This is a genomic window from Streptomyces sp. Inha503 (genome assembly GCF_047215865.1).
Taxonomy (GTDB): Bacteria; Actinomycetota; Actinomycetes; order Streptomycetales; family Streptomycetaceae; genus Streptomyces; species Streptomyces lycopersici.
Genome location: NZ_CP178360.1, coordinates 8,967,390 through 8,989,264 on the forward strand (window position 1 = coordinate 8,967,390; position 21,875 = coordinate 8,989,264).

The 21,875-nt window shown below is 72.6% G+C and carries 19 protein-coding genes; 12 read left to right on the top strand and 7 right to left on the bottom strand.

What is annotated here, in order from left to right; translation table 11 throughout:
- Positions 1-21: 21 nt before the first annotated feature.
- Genes pcaC through ACJX2R_RS38035 form a run of 3 tightly spaced genes read left to right on the top strand, consistent with a single transcriptional unit; the run spans position 22 to position 2,815 of the window.
- Positions 22-1,308 carry a 4-carboxymuconolactone decarboxylase gene (gene pcaC, locus ACJX2R_RS38025; RefSeq protein WP_413103770.1) on the top strand — a complete coding sequence of 429 codons (1,287 nt, stop codon included), beginning with the start codon at positions 22-24 and terminating at the stop codon, positions 1,306-1,308.
- Positions 1,309-1,345: 37 nt separating this feature from the next.
- A complete protein-coding gene (locus ACJX2R_RS38030; protein ID WP_413103771.1) occupies positions 1,346-1,993 on the top strand; it encodes an MBL fold metallo-hydrolase in 648 nt (215 codons plus the stop codon).
- Between the two features lie 42 nt (positions 1,994-2,035).
- Complete coding sequence (locus ACJX2R_RS38035) at positions 2,036-2,815, top strand: exodeoxyribonuclease III (RefSeq protein ID WP_262705343.1); 780 nt, start codon at positions 2,036-2,038, stop codon at positions 2,813-2,815.
- A gap of 84 nt (positions 2,816-2,899) precedes the next feature.
- Here ACJX2R_RS38035 and ACJX2R_RS38040 read toward each other — a convergent pair whose 3' ends face one another.
- Positions 2,900-4,714: an SGNH/GDSL hydrolase family protein gene (locus ACJX2R_RS38040; RefSeq protein WP_413103772.1), complete on the bottom strand. Its 1,815-nt coding sequence runs from the start codon at positions 4,712-4,714 to the stop codon at positions 2,900-2,902.
- 154 nt (positions 4,715-4,868) lie between these two features.
- On the opposite strand from ACJX2R_RS38040, the gene ACJX2R_RS38045 reads away from it, so the two are divergent.
- From ACJX2R_RS38045 to ACJX2R_RS38065, 5 genes are all read left to right on the top strand, one after another.
- Positions 4,869-5,309 (top strand): DUF6278 family protein, encoded by a 441-nt coding sequence (locus ACJX2R_RS38045; protein WP_413103773.1) that lies wholly within the window; start codon positions 4,869-4,871, stop codon positions 5,307-5,309.
- 857 nt (positions 5,310-6,166) lie between these two features.
- Positions 6,167-6,913, top strand: a complete 747-nt coding sequence (locus tag ACJX2R_RS38050; RefSeq protein WP_413103774.1) for an amino acid ABC transporter ATP-binding protein — start codon at positions 6,167-6,169, stop codon at positions 6,911-6,913.
- A 101-nt stretch (positions 6,914-7,014) separates the two neighbouring features.
- On the top strand, positions 7,015-7,893 hold the full coding sequence (locus ACJX2R_RS38055; RefSeq protein WP_413106043.1) for a glutamate ABC transporter substrate-binding protein: 879 nt from the start codon (positions 7,015-7,017) through the stop codon (positions 7,891-7,893).
- A 10-nt stretch (positions 7,894-7,903) separates the two neighbouring features.
- Positions 7,904-8,548: an amino acid ABC transporter permease gene (locus ACJX2R_RS38060; RefSeq protein WP_262705347.1), complete on the top strand. Its 645-nt coding sequence runs from the start codon at positions 7,904-7,906 to the stop codon at positions 8,546-8,548.
- Positions 8,545-9,417 (top strand): amino acid ABC transporter permease, encoded by an 873-nt coding sequence (locus ACJX2R_RS38065; RefSeq protein ID WP_413103775.1) that lies wholly within the window; start codon positions 8,545-8,547, stop codon positions 9,415-9,417. The genes ACJX2R_RS38060 and ACJX2R_RS38065 overlap by 4 nt, the downstream gene beginning before the upstream one ends.
- 49 nt (positions 9,418-9,466) lie before the next feature.
- Here ACJX2R_RS38065 and ACJX2R_RS38070 read toward each other — a convergent pair whose 3' ends face one another.
- Complete coding sequence (locus ACJX2R_RS38070; protein WP_413103776.1) at positions 9,467-11,095, bottom strand: CocE/NonD family hydrolase; 1,629 nt, start codon at positions 11,093-11,095, stop codon at positions 9,467-9,469.
- 509 nt (positions 11,096-11,604) lie between these two features.
- A complete protein-coding gene (locus ACJX2R_RS38075) occupies positions 11,605-12,315 on the bottom strand; it encodes a TetR/AcrR family transcriptional regulator (protein WP_413103777.1) in 711 nt (236 codons plus the stop codon).
- Between the two features lie 90 nt (positions 12,316-12,405).
- Between ACJX2R_RS38075 and ACJX2R_RS38080 the strand changes: the two genes are divergently transcribed.
- Both ACJX2R_RS38080 and ACJX2R_RS38085 read left to right on the top strand, forming a co-directional pair.
- A complete protein-coding gene (locus tag ACJX2R_RS38080) occupies positions 12,406-13,185 on the top strand; it encodes an ABC transporter ATP-binding protein (RefSeq protein WP_413103778.1) in 780 nt (259 codons plus the stop codon).
- A gap of 65 nt (positions 13,186-13,250) precedes the next feature.
- A complete protein-coding gene (locus ACJX2R_RS38085) occupies positions 13,251-14,003 on the top strand; it encodes an ABC transporter permease (protein WP_413103779.1) in 753 nt (250 codons plus the stop codon).
- 55 nt (positions 14,004-14,058) lie between these two features.
- Here the strand turns inward: ACJX2R_RS38085 and ACJX2R_RS38090 are convergent, their stop codons facing one another.
- Positions 14,059-14,814, bottom strand: coding sequence for a hypothetical protein (locus ACJX2R_RS38090; protein WP_262705352.1), 756 nt, complete (start codon positions 14,812-14,814; stop codon positions 14,059-14,061).
- A 160-nt stretch (positions 14,815-14,974) separates the two neighbouring features.
- Here ACJX2R_RS38090 and ggt point away from each other — a divergent pair, with 160 nt between their 5' ends.
- A complete protein-coding gene (ggt, locus tag ACJX2R_RS38095) occupies positions 14,975-16,921 on the top strand; it encodes a gamma-glutamyltransferase (protein ID WP_413103780.1) in 1,947 nt (648 codons plus the stop codon).
- Positions 16,922-17,007: 86 nt separating this feature from the next.
- Here the strand turns inward: ggt and ACJX2R_RS38100 are convergent, their stop codons facing one another.
- Genes ACJX2R_RS38100 through ACJX2R_RS38110 form a run of 3 tightly spaced genes read right to left on the bottom strand, consistent with a single transcriptional unit; the run spans position 17,008 to position 19,638 of the window.
- Positions 17,008-17,565 (bottom strand): isochorismatase family protein, encoded by a 558-nt coding sequence (locus ACJX2R_RS38100; protein ID WP_413103781.1) that lies wholly within the window; start codon positions 17,563-17,565, stop codon positions 17,008-17,010.
- A 49-nt stretch (positions 17,566-17,614) separates the two neighbouring features.
- Entirely contained in the window at positions 17,615-19,180 is a 1,566-nt protein-coding gene (locus tag ACJX2R_RS38105) for an MFS transporter (protein WP_413103782.1), read from the bottom strand.
- Complete coding sequence (locus ACJX2R_RS38110; protein ID WP_413103783.1) at positions 19,177-19,638, bottom strand: MarR family winged helix-turn-helix transcriptional regulator; 462 nt, start codon at positions 19,636-19,638, stop codon at positions 19,177-19,179. The genes ACJX2R_RS38105 and ACJX2R_RS38110 overlap by 4 nt, the downstream gene beginning before the upstream one ends.
- Positions 19,639-19,802: 164 nt before the next feature.
- Here ACJX2R_RS38110 and ACJX2R_RS38115 point away from each other — a divergent pair, with 164 nt between their 5' ends.
- Positions 19,803-21,590, top strand: a complete 1,788-nt coding sequence (locus ACJX2R_RS38115; RefSeq protein ID WP_413103784.1) for a hypothetical protein — start codon at positions 19,803-19,805, stop codon at positions 21,588-21,590.
- The last annotated feature ends 285 nt before the right edge of the window (positions 21,591-21,875 follow it).

Here is a 21,875-nt window from a genome sequence, read left to right on the forward strand (position 1 = left end):
CGGGTCGGATACCGTTTTCGGGTGAGCGAGACGAAGACACTTCAGTACCGGACCGACGGCCCCGAGGACGGGCCCCTGCTCGTCCTCGGACCGTCGCTGGGCACCACCTGGCACATGTGGGACCGCCAGATACCCGAGCTCTCCCGCCACTGGCGCGTCCTCCGCTTCGACCTCCCCGGCCACGGCGGCGCCCCCGCCCATCCGGCCCCCTCCGTGGCCGAGCTGGCCGCCCGGCTGCTGGCCACCCTCGACCAGCTCGGCGTCGAGCGCTTCGGCTACGCGGGCTGCTCGATCGGCGGGGCCATCGGCGCCGAACTCGCCCTGCGACATCCCCATAGAGTGGGCTCACTCGCCCTCGTCTCCGCCTCCCCGCGCTTCGGCACCGCCGACTCCTTCCGGCAGCGCGGTGTCGTGGTCCGCACCAACGGCCTCGACCCGATCGCCCGCGCCACCCCCGAGCGCTGGTTCACCCCCGGCTTCGCCGCCGCCCAGCCCGCCATCGTCGAGTGGGCCGTCCAGATGGTCCGCACCACCGACCCCGGCTGCTACATCGCCGCCTGCGAGGCCCTCGCCTCGTTCGACATCCGCGCCGAGCTCAGCCGGATCGGCGTCCCCACCCTCGTGGTGGCCGGCGCCGACGACCAGGTCACCCCGGCCGCCGACGCCCGCGTCCTGGTCGCCGGGATAGCGGACGCCCGGCTCGCGCTGGTCCCCGGCGCCTCCCATCTCACCCCCGTCGAACAGCCGATGGCCGTCACCGATCTGCTGGTGCGCCACTTCTCCAGCTCCTGGCAGAGCCCGGACCACCCGACCGGGATGACCGCGATCCCCGCGCCCCCGCCCAAGCCCTTGCTCTCGCCCATGCCGCCCGGCGCCGAGGTCGTCGAATACGGCCACAACGTGCCCGGACCGCTGCTGGACGCCCGCGCCGACGCGTACGACCAGGGCATCAAGGTGCGCCGCGAGGTGCTCGGCGACGCCCATGTGGACCGGGCGCAGTCCCTGGCCGACGAGTTCACCGGCGACTTCCAGGACTTCATCACCCGCTACGCGTGGGGCGAGGTGTGGACCCGGCCCGGAATCGACCGGCGGATCCGCAGCGTGGTCACCCTCACCGCCCTCGCCGCCCGCGGCCACCTCGACGAACTCGCCTTCCACACCCGGGCCGCGCTGCGCAACGGGCTCACCCCCACCGAGATCAAGGAGGTGCTGCTGCACACCGGCGTCTACTGCGGAGTGCCGACGGCGAACTCCGCCTTCGCCGTGGCCCAGCGGATCATCCGCGAGGAGACAAGCCCCGAGGGCTAGTGCGGTCAACGGAGGCCGCGGTAGCACAATGATCTCCATGAAGCTCACCAAGAAGGGCCATGCCTGCGTCCGGATCGAGAAGGACGGGCAGACGCTCGTCATCGACCCCGGGACCTTCAGCGAAGAGGACGCCGCGGTCGGCGCGGACGCGATCCTGGTCACCCACGAGCACTTCGACCACTTCAACGAGGAGCGGCTGCGCACGGCGCTCGACGCCAACCCCGCCGCCCAGATCTGGACGCTCCGCAGCGTCTCCCACCACATCTCCTCGGCGTTCCCCGGGCGGGTGAACACCATCGGGGAGGGCGACAGCTTCAACGCGGCGGGATTCGACGTCGAGGTCCACGGTCAGCTGCACGCCGTCATCCACCCCGACATCCCCCGGATCACCAATGTGGGCTATCTGCTGGACGGCACGCTCTTCCACCCCGGCGACGCCCTCACCGTGCCCGCCGGGCGGCGGGTGGACACGCTGATGCTGCCGGTGCACGCCCCCTGGAACAAGTTCGCCGAGATCCTCGACTACGTCCGCGCGGTCGGTCCGCGCCGGGCCGTCGACATCCATGACGCCCTGCTCTCCGACATCGCGCACATGGTCTACGGCCGGATGCTCGGCCCCGACGGCCCCGGCACGGAAGGCGCCGAGCACCTGCGGCTGACCCCGGGCGAATCCCTCACCCTCTGAGGACCGGGCCGGCTGTCAGAGCCGGGATGTAGGTTGTGCCCTATGCGCATCGCGACCTGGAACGTCAATTCGATCACCGCCCGGCTGCCCCGGCTGCTGGCCTGGCTGGAGAGCAGCGGCACGGACGTCCTGTGCGTCCAGGAGACCAAGTGCGCCGAGTCCGCCTTTCCGCACGAGCCGCTGCGTGAGCTCGGCTACGAGGCCGCGGTCAACGCCACCGGCCGGTGGAACGGGGTGGCGCTGCTCTCCAAGGCCGGGCTCACCGACGTCACCGTGGGCCTCCCCGGCGGCCCGGACTACGACGGCGGCCAGGAGCCGCGGGCGATAGGCGCCACCTGCGGCCCGGTCCGCCTCTGGTCGGTCTATGTGCCCAACGGCCGGGAGATCGGCCACCCCCACTACGACTACAAGCTGCGCTGGCTGGAGGCGCTGCGCACGGCCGTCGCCGGGGACGCGGCCGGGGAGCGCCCCTTCGCGGTCCTCGGCGACTTCAACGTCGCGCCGACCGACGAGGACGTCTGGGACCGCTCCGCCTTCGACGGGCTGACCCACGTGACGGACCTGGAGCGCGAGGCCCTGACGGCGCTGCGCGAATCGGGCCTCTCGGACGTGGTGCCGCGGCCGCTGAAGTACGACCGCCCCTTCACCTACTGGGACTACCGCGAGCTGGGCTTCCCCAAGAACCGCGGTATGCGCATCGACCTGGTCTACGGGAACGAGACGTTCGCCAAGGCGGTCGGCGACGCGTATGTGGACCGCGAGGAGCGCAAGGGCAAGGGCGCCTCCGACCACGCCCCGGTCGTCGTCGACCTGGAGGTGTGACCCGGCGGCGGGATGTCCTGGCGAGGAGGGGGAGCCCCGGGTGCCTGGGCTCCCCTTACCCCATCAGCTTCCGCAGATCGATCCTTACCCCATCAGCTTCCGGAGGTCGATCGACTCCGCCATCGCCCGCAGCCCCGCGTCGCCCGGGTGCAGATGGTCCCCGCTGTCATAGGCGGGCAGGATCCGCGCCGGGTGCTCGGGGTCGCGTACCACCGCGTCGAAGTCCAGCACGGCGTCGAACACCCCGCCGCTGTCCCGGATGAAGGCGTTGACGGCCGAGCGCCGCGCGTCCGCGTCCGCCGTGCACAGCGACTCGCCCTCGCACGGGGCGATGGTCGCCCCGACCACCCGCAGCCCGCGCTCCCGCATCCGCGCCGCGACCGACCGCAGACCCGCGATCAGCTCCTCGGCCGAGCTGCCCCACCGCAGATCGTTGATGCCCTGGAAGACGACGACCGTACGGGCCCCGGTCTGGGCGAGCACATCCCGCTCCAGCCGGTGCTGGGTGCTGACCCCGCCGGTGTCCGTGGAGACGCCCTCGCCCGGATAGCGGTCGGCCACCACGCGGTTGGCGGAGATGCCCGCGTTGAGCACCCCGTACGCCGGGACCTGGGACTGGCCGCGCAGCCGCCGCGCGAGCACATCGGGCCAGCGGCGGTTGGCGTCATTGGTGGACTTGGTGCCGTCGGTGATCGAGTCGCCGAGCGCCACCACCGAACCCGGCCCGCCCCGCACATCGAGCCCGGTCAGGAACGGCCAGGTGGTGAGGGTGCCGGTGTAGGACTCGGCCCCCGGCTCGGCGGTACGGTCACCGCTGCCCGCCGCGCTCAGATACGACCGCTGGGTGGCCTGGCTGTGCACCGGCACCGCCGCGACCGGACCCGGCAGATGGAAGCTCACCAGCAGATTGGCGTCCGCCGGAACCGGGAAGTCCACCGGATCGCTGAACACCTGCGCGCCCGCGGGGATCGAGGTCCCCGGCCGCCCGCCGAACGTCAGCGGCACCGGTGACCCCTGCGCCGCCGCGCCGCTCGCCTGGAGCGCGACCGTGGCATGGCCGATCTCCACGGGGGACGCGGCGAAGGTGTTCTCCAGCCGGACCCGGGCCCCCGGCCCGCCCGCGCTGGTGTGCACTACCAGCCGCAGCGTCTGGTCGGTCCACGGCCCCACCTTGGTGTACCCGGCGGTGCTCGCCGCCCAGCTCCCGGTCCAGCCGTATGCGGGCTGCCGCAGCGACGCGGCGAAGACATGGAGATCGGCCGCCGGGCCGGGGTCCCTCGGCAGTACCACCGACGCGACCTCGTGGCCGCGCTTCAACGGCACCGTCACCGCGTACAGCCGGGCCGTCTCCTGTCGCTGCCCGGCGGCGGTGTTGAGATGGGGGAGGCCCACGGCCTTGGTGGCGGCGGGGCCCGCCCGCCAGTCCGGTGCGCTCAGCGTGTACGGATGGCTCGACCCGTCGCGGTAGCGCACCGTTCCGACACCGCTCGCCCCGGCGCCGGGCCCGTTCGGCGAACTGCTCGCCACCAGGAAGGTCAACGCCTCGCCCCGGCCGCGCAGCCGCACCGCCTGACCGTCGGCGATCACATTGTCCGGCCGTGCCCCCGCGCTCCTCGGCCAGGTCAGCCGCGACGCGTCCAGGGCGATATCGCGCCCCGGCGTCCAGCCGGCGGCCCGCAGATCCTGTGCGGAGAGCGAGGCGCCCGCGCCGTCGAAGTCGGCGTCGCCCGGGCGGGTGTCATCGCTGACCGCCCGGTTGTCGAAAAGCCGCTCCAGAGGGAGCGGCTTGTGGGTCGGCCCGGCGGCCGGTGCGGCGGAGGAGGGTGGTGGTGCGACCAGTGCGAGGGTGACACCTCCCGCGACGATCCCGGCGGTCGTCCACGGTCTCGCGACGCGCATATGTGTCCCCTCTCGCAACCAACCCGACCGGCGATTCGACAGGTGCCCGGAGAACGTATGGAGGCGGTTGGGTGTCGTCAAGACAAGCATCGGGTCACAGCTCATACCGCGCGCCCTGTGGTGCGCCGGTGGCCTGGATGCCACGCTGAACGGTATGAACATCTCCTTCTTGGGCAACTGGCGCAAGCGACGTGGCCCCGCCTCGGGCGCGGCCCTGACGGGTGCCCAGGAGGAGGACCCCCAGGGCGTCGCCCAACTGCTCTCCGAATGCGAACTTTTGCGTGCGCGGGCCTCCGACGCGGGTATCGGGCTCGATGACTCCACGGCCTCCCTGGAGGCGCTGGACCAGATGGCGCCGCGCTGGCGCGACGACCCGGACGAACTCCCCTGGCTCGGTAACGACGCCGGTCTCTATCTGGGCACGGTCATCGTCCGCACCGTGCCCGGGGCCGTCTGGCAGGTGTGGCCCGACGGCCGACCCATCGTCAGGCTGGCCTCCGGCCGCGAGGTCGACGTCGTGGAGGCCGGTCAGCAGTGGGCGGCCGACGGCGCGCCCGAACTCTGCCAGCGCTATGCGGAGGTCGCCGAGGCCTAGGGGTGGGCCCGGGGACTTTCCCCTCCCCGCCCCTTCCCGAACCTGGGGCTCCGCCCCAGCCCCCGGACGGGGCTCCGCCCCAGGCCCCGTTCCGGGGCTGTGCCCCAGTTCCCGGCCTCGGGGTTGCGCCCCAGCTCCCGTTCCGGGGCTTTGTCCCGGGCCCTGTGTCGGGGCTGCGCCCCAGCCCCGTCCCGGGGCTCCGCCCCAGCCCCGTCCCGGGGCTCCGCCCCGGACCCTGTGTCGGGGCTGCGTCCCGGACCCCGGATGGGGCTGCGTCCCAGGCCCTGTGCCGGGGCTGTGCCCCAGTTCCCGGCCTCGGGGCTGTGCCCCAGCTCCCGTTCCGGGGCTTTGTCCCGGGCCCTGTGTCGGGGCTGCGCCCCAGCCCCGTCCGGGGGCTCCGCCCCGGACCCTGTGTCGGGGCTGCGTCCCGGACCCCGGACGGGGTTGCGTCCCAGGCCCCGTTCCGGGGCCATGCCCCAGCTCCCGGCCCCGAGGCTTTGCCGTGGGCCCTGTGTCGGGGCTGCGTCTCAGACTCCGTGTCGGGGCTGCGTCCCGGAAGTCGGTCGGACGGTCCGGAGGTGGGTGGGCGCTCGGGCGCTGCGTCGGGGTGCCGGCCGCGATCAGCTCGCCGGTGCCGGGGTCCAGGGGCGGAGCCCATGCCACGCGGCGGAGCCGCATATCGACGCCGCGGGAAGGGGCGGTAGGGGACAGCCCGCCGCAGGCGTCAAGACCCCCGTACCCCCGTAGGCCCTGTCGGGCGGTATCCGCCCATGAGTGCGTGTCCGTACTCAAAGCTCCGCAGTTGTCTGGATAGCTTGCGCTGACCGGGACACAGCGGAAGGCGGGTGGGGCCGGGTATGGCCGTCGGTGAGCCGTTGATCGAGCTGCGCGGCGTCAACAAGCACTTCGGCGCGCTGCACGTTCTGCGGGACATCGAGCTCACCGTCGATCGCGGCGAAGTCGTCGTGGTCATCGGCCCCTCCGGCGGCGGCAAGTCCACCCTGATCCGGACCATCAACCGGCTGGAGACCGTCCAGTCCGGCTCCATCGTGGTCGACGGCCGTCCGTTGCCCGAGGAGGGCAAGGAGCTGGCGCGGCTGCGGTCCGAGGTCGGCATGGTCTTCCAGTCGTTCAACCTCTTCGCCCACCGCACCGTGCTGGCCAATGTGATGCTCGGTCAGGTCAAGGTTCGCCGCCGCCCCAAGCAGGACGCCGAGCGGCGCGCCCGCGAGCTGCTGGGCCGGGTCGGACTCGCCGACCAGGCCGGGAAGTTCCCCGCCCAGCTCTCCGGCGGCCAGCAGCAGCGGGTGGCCATCGCCCGCGCGCTGGCGATGGACCCTCAGGTGATGCTCTTCGACGAGCCGACCTCCGCCCTCGACCCCGAGATGATCAACGAGGTGCTGGAGGTGATGCGCCAGCTCGCCCAGGAGGGGATGACGATGGTCGTGGTCACCCATGAGATGGGCTTCGCCCGCTCCGCCGCGAACCGGGTGGTCTTCATGGCCGACGGCGGGATCGTCGAGGACCGTACGCCGGATGAGTTCTTCCGATCCCCGGAGAGCGAGCGCGCCCGGGACTTCCTGTCCAAGATCCTCAAGCACTGAGCCGGGTGATGACGGACATGAGGCGTCTGCGCCGCGCGACCGCCGCCCTCACCACGGCCCTGACCACGGCCCTCACCACAGCCCTGACCACAGCCCTGACCATGGCCCTGGTCCTGCTGCTCGTGCCCGGCTGCGGCAAGGAGGGCAGCCCGCCCGCCAAGGGCCCCCGGGCCGAGAAGCTGCCCACCTACAAGGTGGACACCCAGTTCCGGCTGCCCGCCTCGCCCACCTGGCGCCGGGCCGAGCGCCGCGGCCATCTCACCGTGGGCGTCAAGGAGGACCAGCCGTACCTCGGCGAGCGGGACCCGGCCACCGGCCGCTACTCGGGCTTCGACATCGAGATCGCCCGCATGATGTCCGCCTCCCTCGGCTTCGCCCCGAGCACCATCCGCTACCAGACCATCGCCTCCGCCAACCGCGAGACCGCCCTCCAGAGCGGCCAGATCGACTACTACGTCGGCACCTACACCATCAATCCGCTGCGAAGGCGGCTGGTCGGCTTCGCCGGGCCGTACTTCATGGCCGGTCAGTCGCTGCTGGTGCGCACCGGCGAGAACGACATCCACGGCCCGGGAGACCTCGCGGGCAGGACCGTCTGCTCGGTGGCCGGCTCCACCCCGCTCCAGCGCATCCAGGCCGACTACCCCAAGGCCCACGCGGTCGCGTACGACACCTACTCGGTGTGCGTGGACAACCTGCTCAGTTTCCAGGTGGACGCGGTGACCACCGACAACACCATCCTGCTCGGCTACGCGGCCAAGGCCCCCGAGGAGCTGAAGGTGGTGGGCCGGCCCTTCTCCAAGGAGCCGTACGGCATCGGCGTGCCCAAGCGGGACAACGCGCTGCGCTTCGCGCTGGACGACGCGATCCTCTTCCACGAGCGCAATGGCGACTGGAAGAAGGCGTACGACGCGACCCTCGGCCTCTCGGGTGTGCCCGCCCCCAAGCCGCCGCCCATCGACCGCTACCGCACCGGCTGAAGGCCATCCCATGGACGTGCTCACCCAGAACTTCTCGCTCTACGGCAAGGGCTTCCTCGGCACCGTGCAACTGACCGTCTACGCCTCGCTGCTCGCCCTCGCGCTCGGCATCCTCATGGCCGCCTTCCGGGTGGCGCCGGTCGCCTCGCTGCGCGCGTTCGGCACCGTCTGGGTGTCGGTGCTCCGCAACACCCCGCTGACGCTGCTGTTCTTCGCGGTGATGCTGGGGCTGCCGCGCTTCGGTCTTGTGCTGCCGTTCACGGTCTTCGCCGTGATGGCGCTCGGCTGCTACACCTCGGCCTTCATCTGCGAGGCGGTGCGAGCGGGCATCAACACGGTGCCGGTGGGGCAGGGCGAGGCGGCCCGCAGCCTGGGCATGACGTTCGACCAGACGCTGAGCGCGGTGGTGCTGCCGCAGGCGTTCCGCACGGTCATCCCGCCCATCGGCTCGACCCTGATCGCGCTCGCCAAGAACTCGGCCATCGCCGGGTCGTTCAGCGTCACCGAACTGCTCGGCACCTACAAGCCCCTCAACGAGCGGGGCTACAGCATCATCTGGTCCTTCGTCTGGATCGCCGCCGGATACCTGATCATCACCCTCGCCATCAGCGCGATCTTCGCCCTGCTGGAGCGGCGCTGGGGAGTGCCGCGATGACCGCTCCCTCGACCACCAGCGCCCTCTACGACGTCCCCGGGCCCCACACCCGGCGCAGGCACCGGATGTACGCGCTGGCCGGGACGGCCGTGCTGCTGGCCCTGCTCGGCTGGATCGTCTATCTCCTCATCCACACCGGCCAGTTCGCCTACCGCAAGTGGATGCCGTTCGAGTACAAGGGCATCCAGGAGCTGCTGCTGAACGGGCTCGCGGGCACCCTCAAGGCGTTCGGCATGGCCGCGGTCCTCTCGCTCGCCCTCGGCGGGGTGCTCGCCGCCGGGCGGCTCTCCGAGCGCCGCCCGCTGCGCTGGGTGGCGACGCTGGTGGTGGAGTTCTTCCGGGCGATGCCCGTACTGGTGATGATCTTCTTCGTCTTCGTGGCGCTGCGGGTCCAGCCGCTGCCCGCGCTGGTCACCGGGCTGACGCTCTACAACGGCTCGGTGCTGGCCGAGGTGTTCCGGGCCGGGGTGAACTCGGTGGACCGTGGTCAGCGCGAGGCGGCGTACTCGCTCGGCCTGCGGAAGACCCAGGTCATGATGTCCGTGCTGGTGCCGCAGGGGGTGCGGGCGATGCTCCCGGCCATCATCAGCCAGCTGGTGGTGGCCCTGAAGGACACCTCGCTCGGCTTCCTCATCACCTATGAGGAGTTTCTGCACGCCGGAAAGCTGATCGCGTCCAATCTCGACTACGACCTGCCGTTCATCCCGGTGGTCATGGTGATCTCACCGATCTACATCGGGATGTGCATGCTGCTGTCGTGGTTCGCCAACTGGGTGGCCAAGCGGGAGCGGCGCAGTGTGAAGACCCGTCAGGTGGAGGTCGCCGCGGCGGAACCGGCCGCCCCGATGCCGGGGGACACCCGCGGCTGAGCCGGGGCGGCCGGAGGCTGTCCCGGTCGCTTCTGTGGCTCCAGTGGCTTTAGTCGCGGACCGGGATCGTGAGGTGGGACGGGTCGGCGTCCGGGGACGAGAAGGTGAGATGGGCGCCGTCGGGGTTGTGCTCGATGTAGAGCGGGTCGACGGTGTCCATCACCAGCGCCAGCCGGTGACCTGCCGGAACGTCGTACGCGGTGGAGAACAGCTCCAGGTCCACTCCGAAGGGCGTGCCCGGGGTGCGGTCGTGGAAGGTGAACGGGGCGTGGGTGATGAGCTTGCCGACGCCCAGCGGGCCCACGTCGTACAGATACGCCACCGCCGTACCGTCGGAGCGGTCGCTGGTCACGGTGGTGTGGAGCTTCACGGTGCCGCGTACGCGCTGTTCGCGGTCGTAGGCCCCGGTCTGCCAGATGGCCGCGTAGGACCGGGGCAGCAGCGGGATCGACGCGAGCGGCGGGAGCTTCAGGAACTGGTCGAGGGCGCCGCCGAGCAGCACGGTTCCGGCGTTGGCGCCGGAGTCGTGGTTGGCGGTGACCTTCTCGGTGGCGGCGAGCGGGACGCGGCGCTGCTCGGAGGGGACGGCCGACCAGCTGGGGTAGCCCTCGTAGTCGTCACCGTCCGCCGTACGGGACGTCAGCTGCACCGGCTGCTCGCTGTCGATGCCGTTGCGCTCGCCCTTGAGGTAGCGGTCGAGCCACTGCCGGGCGTGGGTCCAGGTGGTGTTGGGCAGTCCGAGCAGCCCGGTGAGCTCGGAGGTGGCGTGGTCGCCTGGCCGCAGCTCCAGCCGCTTGGGGCCGGTCAGCTTCTCGAAGAAGTCGGCGTAGCTGTTGGGCGGGAAGATCGAGTCGCCCCAGGAGTTGCCCAGCATGATGGCCGCGCCATTGGCGTTGATCCGGTCGAGGTAGGTGGCGGCGGAGCGCTTCTTGCCCCAGGCGATCAGATCCTTCTCCTTGGCGAGGTTGGAGGAGAAGAAGTCGTCGAGGATCTGCTGGAACTCCTCGCTGGGCCGGCCGGTCAGCGCCCCGGCCCCGGCGAGCAGCCCGGCGGCCTGGGCGTGCTGGGTACGGCCGCTGTAGATCGAGCCGACCAGGTCCGTCCAGCCGCTCATGGCCACCACGGCCTTGATCCGGGGGTCGGCACCGGCCGCGAGCAGGCTGATCCCGGCGCCGTAGGAGAGCCCGGCCATGCCGATGTGGTCGGGGTCGGTGGGGGTGTTGGCGAGCGCCCAGTCGATGACCTTGGACGCGTCGGCGATATCGGGCGGCCCGGCCGTCTCGATCTTCCCGCCGGACTGCCAGAAGCCGCGGGTGTTGTAGGTCAGCACCACATAGCCGGTTTCGGCGAGCTTCTTGGCCTGGGCGAGATATTCGACCTGGGGCAGTGACCAGCTGGTGGGCAGGACGACGAGGGGGAGGCGGTGCGAGGCGTCGGCGTTCGCGGGTGCCACGACGTTCGCGGCGAGGTTGACGCCTCCGTCGCCGGGGATGTCGACGAAGCGGATGGAGACGCCGGAGGAGGCGGCTGTGGAGGCGGCTGTGGCGGCTTTGGTGCCGGTCGGGGCCGGTGCCGCGGCGGCGGTGGAGGGGGCGAGGCCGAAGGCCGCACCGGCCATGACGGTGACGGAGAGGGCGGCGGAGGCCGTGGGGCGGAGGGCTTTTCGGGCAGGGGTCACGATGGCTCCTGGTGGGGGATGCCGTGGGGGCAGGGGAGCACCGGTGCTTGTGACCTGACGGTAACTCGGGTGTTTACCGGCGGTAATAGTGCGGTAAGTTACGCATGGGTAACGATAGAGGGCCGTGGTCGGCTGCCGGGGTCGGCCCGGCCCGGGGCGCTATCCGGGGGCCGGATCCGCCAGGGTCCGGCCCCGCACAATTCCGCTGGTGCGGAAGGTCCCGTTGGCCGCCGGGCTTTGGCCTCGGGCCGAGCACTGGACCCCGCGCTCAGGAGGTGTCCGGCGGTACGCGTACGCCTGCTGCGGGCCACGCGGCGGAGCCGCATATCGGTGCTTCCCCCTCCCCGCCCCTTCCCGCAACTGGGGCTCCGCCCCAGGCCCCGGGGCCCAGGGGGGCGACGGTCGCATCTGCTGACGTGGTCGACGCCCCGGGCGGCGGCCGCTGGGCGGGGCTGGGTGCGGACGCGTTCGGGCTGGGCGTCACGGGGGACGGCACTGCCGAACGCAAATCAAGCCCGTCCGGCGCTTGGGGACCGGGGGCCAGGGGCGGAGCCCCTGGTAGCGGGAAGGGGTGGGGAAGGGGGTCCCTCTCGTACGGCGTAGTCGAGCATCGGCGCTCCGAGCATCTCCTCGATGGCGTCGAGGAGTTCCGTCACGGCCTTGGCGATGGCGTCGGGGTGCTCGCCCGCCGTGACGCGCCGTCCGATCTCGCCGAAGATCAGTGAGTGATAGCCGCTGATCTGGGCGGCCACCACGCGCGGCAGCGGATCCTCCGGCGCCGCGCCGGTCTCCTCGGCGAGTACGGCGGCCAGTTCGTCGTTCATCCGGTGGCCGAGCTCCTCCAGCCGGGCCAGCAGCGTGGGGGCGGCCCGCATCATCGCGAAGAACGGGCCGAAGCCCTCGGTCAGCCCCAGCGAGCGGTCGCGCCGCTCCACCTCCTCGCGCAGCCGGTCCAGCACCGCCAGGGCGGCGGACCGGCCGGGCGGGCGCTCGCGCACGATGTCGGCGAGCCGGTGCGGGGACGCCTGGTCGGGCGGCAGGACCAGGTCCTCCTTGGCCGGGAAGTAGTTGTAGACCGTGTTGACGGACACCTCCGCGGCCTCGGCGACCTCGGCGACCGTGACCCGGTCGAAGCCGCGCTCCAGGAACAGGCCGGTGGCCACGTCCGCGATCCGCCGGCGCGTACGGCGCTTGTGCTTCTCCCGCAGTCCTTCGCTCATGGCCGTAAGTGTAGCCCGCTGCAAACTTGCACTCGCCTTGAAGCTTTAAGTCGATTGCAAGTTTGGCGTGCGTTGTGCTCTGATCGGGGCATGTCCTCATCCGTCATCCGCGTTCGCGGCCTCACCCGGACGTTCTCGCTGGGCAGCGGCCCCGTGCACGCCGTCCGCGGGATCGATCTGACCGTCGGCCGCGGCGAGATCCTCGGCTTCCTGGGCCCCAATGGGGCCGGTAAGACCACGACCCTGCGCATGCTCACCACACTGTTGCCGCCCAGCGGGGGCGACGCCGAGGTCGCCGGGCGCGATCTGCTCCGCGATCCGGCGGGCGTGCGCCGGCGGATCGGCTATGTGGCCCAGTCCGGCGGCCTGGACCCCGGGTGCTCCGTACGCGAGGAGTTGGTCACCCAGGGGCGGCTGCATCTGATGTCCAAGGGCGCGGCGGCCGGGCGTGCCGAGGAACTCGCCGGTGAGCTCGGCCTGTCGGGGCTCATGGACCGCCCGACCGCCGCCCTGTCCGGCGGCCAGCGCCGCCGGGTGGAGATCGCGCTGGGCCTGGTCAACCGGCCGGAGGTGCTCTTCCTCGACGAGCCCACGACCGGTCTCGACCCCGGAAGCCGGGCCGAGCTGTGGGACCTGGTGCGGCGTGTCCGCGGCGAGCACGGCACCACGGTCTTTCTCACCACCCACTACCTGGACGAGGCCGACGCGCTCGCCGACCGGATCGTGGTCGTGGACGCCGGGCGGATCGTCGCCGAGGGCACCGCCACCGAGCTCAAGGCCCGCTATGCGGGCGATCCGGCCGCCAGTCTCCAGGACGCCTTCCTGGCCATCACCGGCCGGGGCACAGCCGAGCAACCCCTCGCCGTCTAGGGGTGGCCGGCGGCGGGCTGTTCAGCATCCAGAAACCCCCGACCCACCCCACTCAAGGGCCTCCTATGACTCTTCTCGCCCACACCGGCATCGTCTTCGGCCGCTCCCTGCGCTCAACGCTTCGCTCGAAGACCAATCTGTTCTTCGGAATGCTCCAACCGCTGCTCTTCCTCGCCCTTTTCGGCCCGCTGCTGACCGAACTCGACATGGGCGTCAGCGGATCGTCCTGGCAGACACTGGTCCCCGGTGTGCTCGTCCAGCTCGCCCTGCTCGGCGGGTCTTACGTCGGGCTCGGTCTGCTGATGGACCGTAACCTCGGTGTCCTGGACCGGATGCGGGTCACTCCGGTCAGCCCGCTGGCGCTGCTGCTCGGCCGTACCCTGCGCGATGTCGTCCAGTTGGTGGCCCAGTCCGTCCTGCTGGTGCTGCTCGGTCTGGCCTTCGGGCTGCGCGCGCCGCTCCTCGGCGTGCTGCTCGGGCTGCTGTTCGTGGCCGTGCTCGCGGCGGCCCTTTCCGCGCTCTCCTACGGGCTGGCCATGAACGTCCGTACGCCCCCGGAGTTCGCCGCCATCGCCAATACGGCGGGCATGCCGCTGATGCTGCTCTCCGGGCTGCTGCTGCCGATGACCCTGGCACCCGGATGGCTCGCGGGCGCCTCGCGCGCCGTGCCGTTCCGCTACACGGTCGACGCGGTGCGCCAGGTGTTCCTGGGGCACTACGCCAACACCACGGTCGCCGTCGGTGCGGCCGTCACCCTGGCCCTGGCGGCGCTGTGCCTGATGTGCGGGGCGCGGCTGTTCGCCCGGGTCCGCGGCTGACTCAGCCGTCCTTGCCGGCTGAGTCGTTCTGGTTGCCTCAGCCGTTCTGGTTGGCTCAGTCGTCCTTCGCCGCCGCCTTCGCGGCGGCGCGGGGCCCGACCGAGGTGGTCGCGGGCTTGGTCACATCCGCGACCACCTCGACCAGATCCGGGCCGTACGCCTGCGAGTTGACCACCTTCAGCAGCAGGCAGAAGGAGCCCTGCGCGCCGTACTTCCGGGCCAGCCGGGCGCGGTTGCGGACGAGGTGGCGGATGGCGGCTCGATGGGTGACCGGGCGCTGACCGGCGGCGATGAAGACCGGGCGGCTGTCGTCGCCCGCCGTCAGCCGGGCCAGCAGCACATGCTCGACCGCGCCCGGGTCCGGGCGGTAGTGGGTACCGGCGATGGTGAACATTCCCCGGTCCGTACCGGAGTCGTCCCCCGCGTGCACGGTGACGCCCGGCAGCAGATTGGCCATATGGGCGGCGAGCCTGCGGTGCGCGGTCGGATCGCCGACGCAGAACTCGGTGCGCGCCCCGAAGCCCTGTAGCCCCGTGTCATGCGGGGCCACCTCGGCGTGCGCCCCGCAGTTCTCCACGACCGACGCCAGCCCCAGCAGCGCCAGCGCGTCATGGCGGGGGATGCTCCAGTGGGCCGAGGTGCTGTCCCGGTGGGTGACCATCACACACTCCGAACCGTCCGGCAGACCGAAGAAGCGCTGCTCGCGGGCGCGCTTGCGGCGCGCGAACGCGGAGTGCACGGCCCAGCCGACGGCCAGGCCCACGATCAGGGCGGCCGCGGAGGCGATCAGGTCCTGAAGGGTGTCTGTCATGGCCGCGCATCGTAGCGGCCGACCGGGTACACGTTCGAGCGTACGGATGAACGAACACCGAAACGGACACATGAACGGATGGGGGACCGATGCACCCCTGTTGGGGGTGCGTGGCTCGCGGGTAGGCTCCGGCCCCTGTCGTTTCGCTTGGAGGTCACGGATGGGGCACGCCGCACGACCAGCCGCATCGTCAACCAGGTCAACCACCGCCGGGTCCGCCGCATCCGCCGCGCCCGCCGGGTCCGCCGCATCCGCCGCGCCCGCCGGGTCCGCCGCATCCGCCGCGGCGGCCGTCCGGCGCCGGCTGCCCGCGCTCGCGGCCGCCGCCGGAATGGTCGCGGTGCTGGGCGTCGCCCCGGCCGGTGCCGCCGGGCACGAGAGCGCCGACAAGGGCGCTCCGGCCAAGACGCCCGTGGCCGTCGGCTACGGGGGCGCGGTCTCCAGCGTGGACCCCGACGCCTCGGCGGCCGGGATCGACGTACTGCGGCACGGCGGCAACGCGGTGGACGCGGCGGTGGCGACCGCCGCCGCGCTCGGGGTCACCGAGCCGTACTCGGCGGGTGTCGGCGGCGGCGGATACTTCGTCTACTACAACGCCAAGCGGCACAAGGTCTATACGCTCGACGGCCGTGAGACCGCGCCCCGCAGCGCGGACCAGAAGCTCTTCCTCGACAAGGACGGCAAACCGCTGCCGTTCGCCGACGCCGTCACCAGCGGGCTGAGCGTCGGCACCCCCGGCACCCCCGCCACCTGGAACGACGCCCTGGAGGACTGGGGCACCCGTTCGCTGGGGCAGGTGCTGGGGCCCGCCGAGCGACTGGCCCGCGACGGGTTCACCGTCGACTCCACCTTCCGTCAGCAGACCGCCGACAACCAGGCCCGCTTCAAGGACTTCCCGGCCACCGCCAAGCTCTTCCTGCCCGGCGGCGAGCCCCCGGCGGTCGGCTCGACCTTCCGCAACCCCGACCTCGCCCGTACGTACGCGCTGCTGGCCGAGAAGGGCGTCGGCGCCATCTACAAGGGCGAGCTTGGCCGCGACATCGTCGACACCGTGCGCAAGCCGCCCGTCGACCCGAAGTCGCAGCGCGTCGTGCGCGCGGGCGATCTGACCGACGAGGATCTGCGGTCCTACGGAACGAAGCGGCAGGCCCCGACCAGGACCGACTACCGCGGGCTGGACGTGTACGGCATGGCGCCCTCGTCCTCCGGCGGCACGAGCGTCGCCGAGGCGCTCAACATCCTGGAGAAGACCGACCTCTCCAAACTCAGCGACGTCGACTATCTGCACCGCTATATCGAGGCCAGCCGGATAGCCTTCGCCGACCGGGGCCGCTGGGTCGGCGACCCCGCCGCCGAGGACGTCCCCACCAAGGGGCTCACCTCACAGCGGTTCGCCGACTCCCGGGCCTGCCTGATCAAGGACGACGCGGTGCTCAAGAGCCCCGTACCGCCCGGTGACCCGAACAACCCGTCCGGGCCGGGCTCCTGCGACACCCGGGGTCACGCCGCCCCGACCACGTACGAGGGCGAGAACACCACGCATCTCACGGTCGCGGACAAGTGGGGCAACGTCGTGGCCTACACCCTCACCATCGAGCAGACCGGCGGCAGCGGAATCACCGTCCCCGGCCGTGGCTTCCTGCTCAACAACGAGCTGACCGACTTCTCCTTCGCGCCCGCCGACCCCGCCGTCCACGACCCGAACCTGCCGGGCCCGGGGAAGCGGCCGCGCTCGTCCATGTCGCCGACGATCGTGCTGGACGGCCACAAGCCGGTGCTGGCGCTGGGCTCCCCGGGCGGGGCGACCATCATCACCACCGTGCTCCAGACCCTGCTGAACCATCTCGACCGGGGCATGCCGCTGGTCGACGCGATCGCCGCACCGCGCGCCAGCCAGCGCAACGCCGCCCAGACGGAGCTGGAACCGGGGCTGTGGAACGGTCCGGAGCGCGCCAAGCTCGAGGCGCTCGGCCACTCCTTCAAGCAGAACCCCGAGATCGGGGCGGCCACCGGGGTGCAGCGGCTGTCCGGCGGACGGTGGCTGGCGGCTGCCGAGACGGAACGGCGGGGCGGCGGCTCGGCGATGGTGGTGAGTCCGAAGCGCTGACCGCTGAACGCTGAGCGCTGACCTCTGACCAAGTGCGGCGGGTTCCGGTTCCGGAGCCCGCCGTACCTCTGTCTACCGGCCGTTCATCAGCCCAGCAGGCTGATCAACGCGTCCGTGGAGTCCGTCTCCCCGAGCCGGGGGAAGATCTTCTCGACGCTGTTGCGGTGTGCCTCGGCGTCCATGTCGGTCATGGCGTCGGTCGCGAGGGTCACGTGATACCCGTGCGCGTACGCCGCGCGGGCCGTGGACTCCACCCCGATGCTGGTGGCGATGCCACCGAGCACCACCTGCGTCACCCCGCGGCGGCGCAGCTGGAGATCGAGGTCGGTGCCGTGGAAGGCGCCCCAGGTGTGCTTGGTGACCACGATGTCGCCGTCCTCCCGGCCCAGTTCCGGCGCGAGGTCGGCGAAGTCGGCCGGGAACTCCCCGCCGCCCCCGCCCCGCTGCGCCTCGGTGCGGCCCGGGGCCCCGGCCACCACCCGGACCAGGACGACGGGCAGCCCGCGCTTGCGGAAGGCGGCGGCCAGCCGGGCGCCGCGCTCGACGACCTCGGCGGTGGGGTGGACGGTGGGCAGTCCGGTGATGCCCTTCTGGAGGTCGACGAGGACCAGGGCGGTGTTCGGGTCGAGCGTGGTGGCGGGCACGGTGCCTCCTGGGGTGGGTCCGCGGGGCGTATGGGGGAACGGAAGGTGGTCAGGTGCGGGTACGGGCGCGGCCGCGCAGGGCCCGGTCGGTGGCGGTGAGCACCAGCACCCCGAGGCTGAGCGCACCCGCCACCATGGCGATGCCGTGCAGCCCGGCGGCGGTCGCCCGCTGCCCGTAGAAGAGCCCGATCAGCCCGGCGGCGGTGATCGCGCCCAGGTATTGCGAGGTGCGCTGGAGCCCGGCCGCCGCGCCGACGCTCGTCGCCGGGGCCTGGGTGTAGACGGCGGCCTGGTTGCCGGTCGAGGACAGCCCCTGCGGCAGCCCGAAGAGGACCGCGGCCAGCAGCAGCGCGACCAGCGGGGTGGACTCGTCGGCGAGCAGCAGCACCCCGCTCCCGGCGGCGAGCAGGACGGCCGCGAGGACGAGCGGTGCGTAGATGCCCTTCGTACGGGCGCCGAGCAGGGAGCACACGGCGGCCGCGCCCGACATGGGGAGCATGATCAGGCCCGCGCGGGAGGCGGAGTAGCCGTGCCCCTCCTCCAGCCACTGCGCGTATCCGTACATGACCATGTAGATGACCAGGTACGCCGTGCCGTGCCGGAGGTAGGTGAGGGCGAGGGAGCGGTTGCGGCCGATCATCCGCAGATCGATGAAGGGGCGGGGGCGGCGCAGCTGCCACCAGGTCAGGACGGCCGCGAGTACCAGGACGGCGGGCAGCAGCGCCCAGTTGGGCCGCGCCAGGTCCATCAGGAAGATCATGAGGGTGGTGAGGGTGGCGGTGAACAGCGCGATCCCGAGCGGATCGAACGCCGCGCCGGCCGCCCGTTCCCCGGCCGCGCCCGCCGCCCGTTCCCCGGCCGCGCCCGCTGTCCGGTCCCCGTCTGCACCCGCCGCCCGTTCCCCGGCCGCGTCCGCCGTCCGTTCCCCGGCCGCGTCCGCCGTCCGTTCCCCGGAGCCCGCGCCGTCCTCCGTGCCCGTGATACGGGTCTTGGGCAGCCAGAGCAGCGCGAGCGCGATGCCGATGAGCGCCAGCGGCACATTGACGGCGAAGATCGCCCGCCATCCGGCCGTCGCGGTGAGCACCCCGCCCAGCACCGGACCGACCGCCGCGCTGCCGAGCGCGGCGAGCGAGAGCCGGCCGAGCACGGGACGCGGCGTCTCCCGGCCGGTGGCGAAGGACTGGGCGCGCAGCAGCGCCATCGCCGCCGGGTACGCCGCGGACGTACCGATGCCGAGCAGCACCCGCGAGGCGATCAGCCAGCCGAACGCGGGCGCCAGCGCGCCCACCAGCCCGGCGGCGCACACCACGAGCAGCCCGGAGAGGAAGATCCTGCGCGGACCGAGCAGATCCGCGAGCCGCCCCATCGCGGGCTGCGCCACGGCGCTGGCGAGGTAGAGGGAGGCCACCAGCCAGGCCGTCCGGGCGGCCCCGACCCCGAAGTCATGGCCGATGGCCACCAGGCCGGTGGCGATCATCGTGGAGTTGACGGGGTTGAGGACCGAGCCGATGAGCAGCGGGGCCATCAGCCGGGGGCCGAAGGGATCGGCGGGGGTGCGGCCCTCGTCCGCCGTTCCGGCCGCCGGTATGGCGGGCTTTCCCGCCGTGTCGGTCATTCCTGGACCAGTCGCTTGAGCAGGTCGGTGGCCTCGGCGAGGGTGCGGCGCTCATCGGCGTCGAGACGGGTGTCGATCGCTTCCAGCAGCCAGCTCTGCTTGGCCTGCCGTACGGAGGTGATCGCCTGCCGCCCCCGCTCGGTGCTCGAGAAGACCACCTGCCGCCCGTCGGTGGGGTGCGGGGCCCGCTCCACCAGCTCCTGCTCCTCCAGCGCCGCCAGGATCATGCGCATCGACTGCGGCCGGACCAGCTCGGCGCGGGCCAGCGCGGCGGTGGTGGTCGGCCCTTCGTTGTAGAGCCGGCTGAGCACGGCGCGCTGGGAGGGGGTGAGCGCCCCCTGCGACGAAGCCGCCCGCATACGGCGCATCAGCTGGGTGACGACGCCGGCGAGGTCGACGGCGAGGAGCTCCTCCGGCCGTGGGTCGGCCGCGAGGTGCGTTTGATCATGCGGGACCATGGCTGAAGCATAGGAAATCGACAGCCAAACTTGCAAGTTTGACTGTCGTGTGCGGAGCCGGAAAAGCGCCCGTAGCACGGCCGTAACCGGCCCCGTAACACGCAGGGTGTCAAATGCGTTGCCTCGGGTTGTGCATCGTCCATCGTCCGAGGGGGAGGGTGGCCATGGCGAGCGGGCAACTCCCGGCCGAGGTCGAGGAGTTCGCGACGTATCTGCGGGGGCTGACGAGACGGCTGGACGCGGGGGCGGGCTGGTACGGCGTCTTCGCCCTGCGCGACCCGGACGGGCTGCGGGCCTGTCTCGACGGTCTCGAGGTGCCGCCGTGGGACCTCGTCCAGTCCCTGCTCCAGGACCTCTCCGCCCAGCACGGCCCCGGTGCCGCCCAGGAGGCGGCGTCCCGCGCGGCGACCCTCTACCGCGCCTCGGTCGCGGCCCACGACGCGGGGCCCGGCCGCCGCGAGGGCCTTCAGGACCGCCTGGACGGCATGCTCCGCCAACGCCACGGCGCCGCCCGACGCGCCGCCGATCTCCGGTCGGCCCTGTCCACCGCCGAGGACCCGGCCGCCCGGCACCGCCTGGCCGCGGACCTGGCCTGGGCCCACGACGACTACCAGCGCGCCACCGCCCGCGCGGAAGAACTCCACGCCCGCCTGGCCGCGCTTCCGGGTGTGTCCCGTCCCGCGCAGGCCACGACGGCGGGGCCCACGCCACCGAACCCGCTCACGGGTGCGCCCGCGCCCGCGACGGGCGGGGCCGGCCGGGGAGTGCATCCGCAGGGGATGGCGGGGACCGTCCCGGGGGCGTACGAAGGGGAGGGCAGCGGCACGGCAGGGGCGGCCACCAGTCCTGGCGCCGCGCCCCTCGGGCACGCCGCGCGGGAGGGTGGCGGCGCGGAGGTGGCCACCGGGCCTGGCGCCGCGTCGCTTGGGCATGGCGTGTGGGAGGGCGGTGGTGCGGAGGTGGCCACCGGGCCCGGCGTCGCGTCGCTTGGGCAGGCTGCGAGCGACGGGGCGTCGGCCGGGCCCGGCAGCAAATCGGCAGTCGCCGGGGGCGACGAGCCCGCCCAGCCTTCGGCGGCGTCCCCCGGCCCTGGCCCCGGCCAGCACACTCCTGCCCCCGTGCGACCCCGGCCGCGCGGGGCGCGGTTCGCGGGAGTGGAGGAGGCGGACGCGGCTCCCCGGCCTCGCGGGGCGCGGTTTGCCGGGGCGGGGGATGAGGGTGCCGCGGTGGTGCCGACAGTGGCCCCGCCCGCGCATCCCTCGGCGGAGAGCGGCGCCGAGGCCCGTGCGACCCCGCGTGGGGCGCGGTTCGCGGGGGCGTATGAGGGCGAGGACGGTGGCAAGCGCCGTAAGCGGGACAGGGTTGCGGACGACGGGCGGCGGCTTGCCCGCGAGGCGGCGGAGCGCGCGGCGGCGCGGCGTGCCGCTCAGGAGGCGGTCGCGCGGCTGGGTCGGCTCCGGGCGGAAGGCCGCTCCGGCGAGGCCCATGTCGTGCTGTACGAGGCCGCCGTCTGGCCCGCCCCCCGGCTGCCGGTGCTCGCGGAGGAACTGGAGCGGGCCGGACTCGGGGCCGATGTGTCCACGCTGCTGTGGGAGACGGCGTGTCTGCCGCCCGCACAGCTTGCCGCGGCCGCCGAGGCGCTGGTCGCGGCGGACCGCGAGGCCGACGGCGAGGGGCTGCTGCGGCAGAGCGTCTCGCGCCCCGTCCCCGAGGTGGCCAACACCGTGAAGGCGCTCCTCGCGGCGGGCGCCCCGAGCAGGGCCGCGTTCCTGCTGGAAGCGCTCGTACGGGCCCGTACGCCGGAGGACGCGGCGCAGGCGGCGGCCGAGGATCCCGCCACGTTGGTGCCCCTGCTGCTCGATGTGGCCGCCGAGGTCTCCTCCAGCGCTCACCACGACCTGGCCCACGCCCTGCGCGCCGCGCGCCTGCCGGGTGTTCCCGGCCTCGCCTGACGTGGCTGCGGGGGTGGGGTTGGGTGCGGGGGTGGGGTTGGGTTGGTCGGCTCGGTCGGGTGCGGGTTTCGTCTCGCGCCTTCGGCGCGTTTGAGCAGCGGCGGCGGGGGTGGGGGGCGCGGCGCCGTCGCCGGGTGCCGGGCCGGTGGGCGCCGGCGCCGGTGGCGGCTACCCCAGCCGAGGGCTGGGGGTGACGCCGGACAGCGGGAGGGGTTGGGGTACCCCTCCCGAAAACGTTTGACAAATTAGTTGCTTCAGATCAAGCGTTTTTTCGAGGGGTACCCG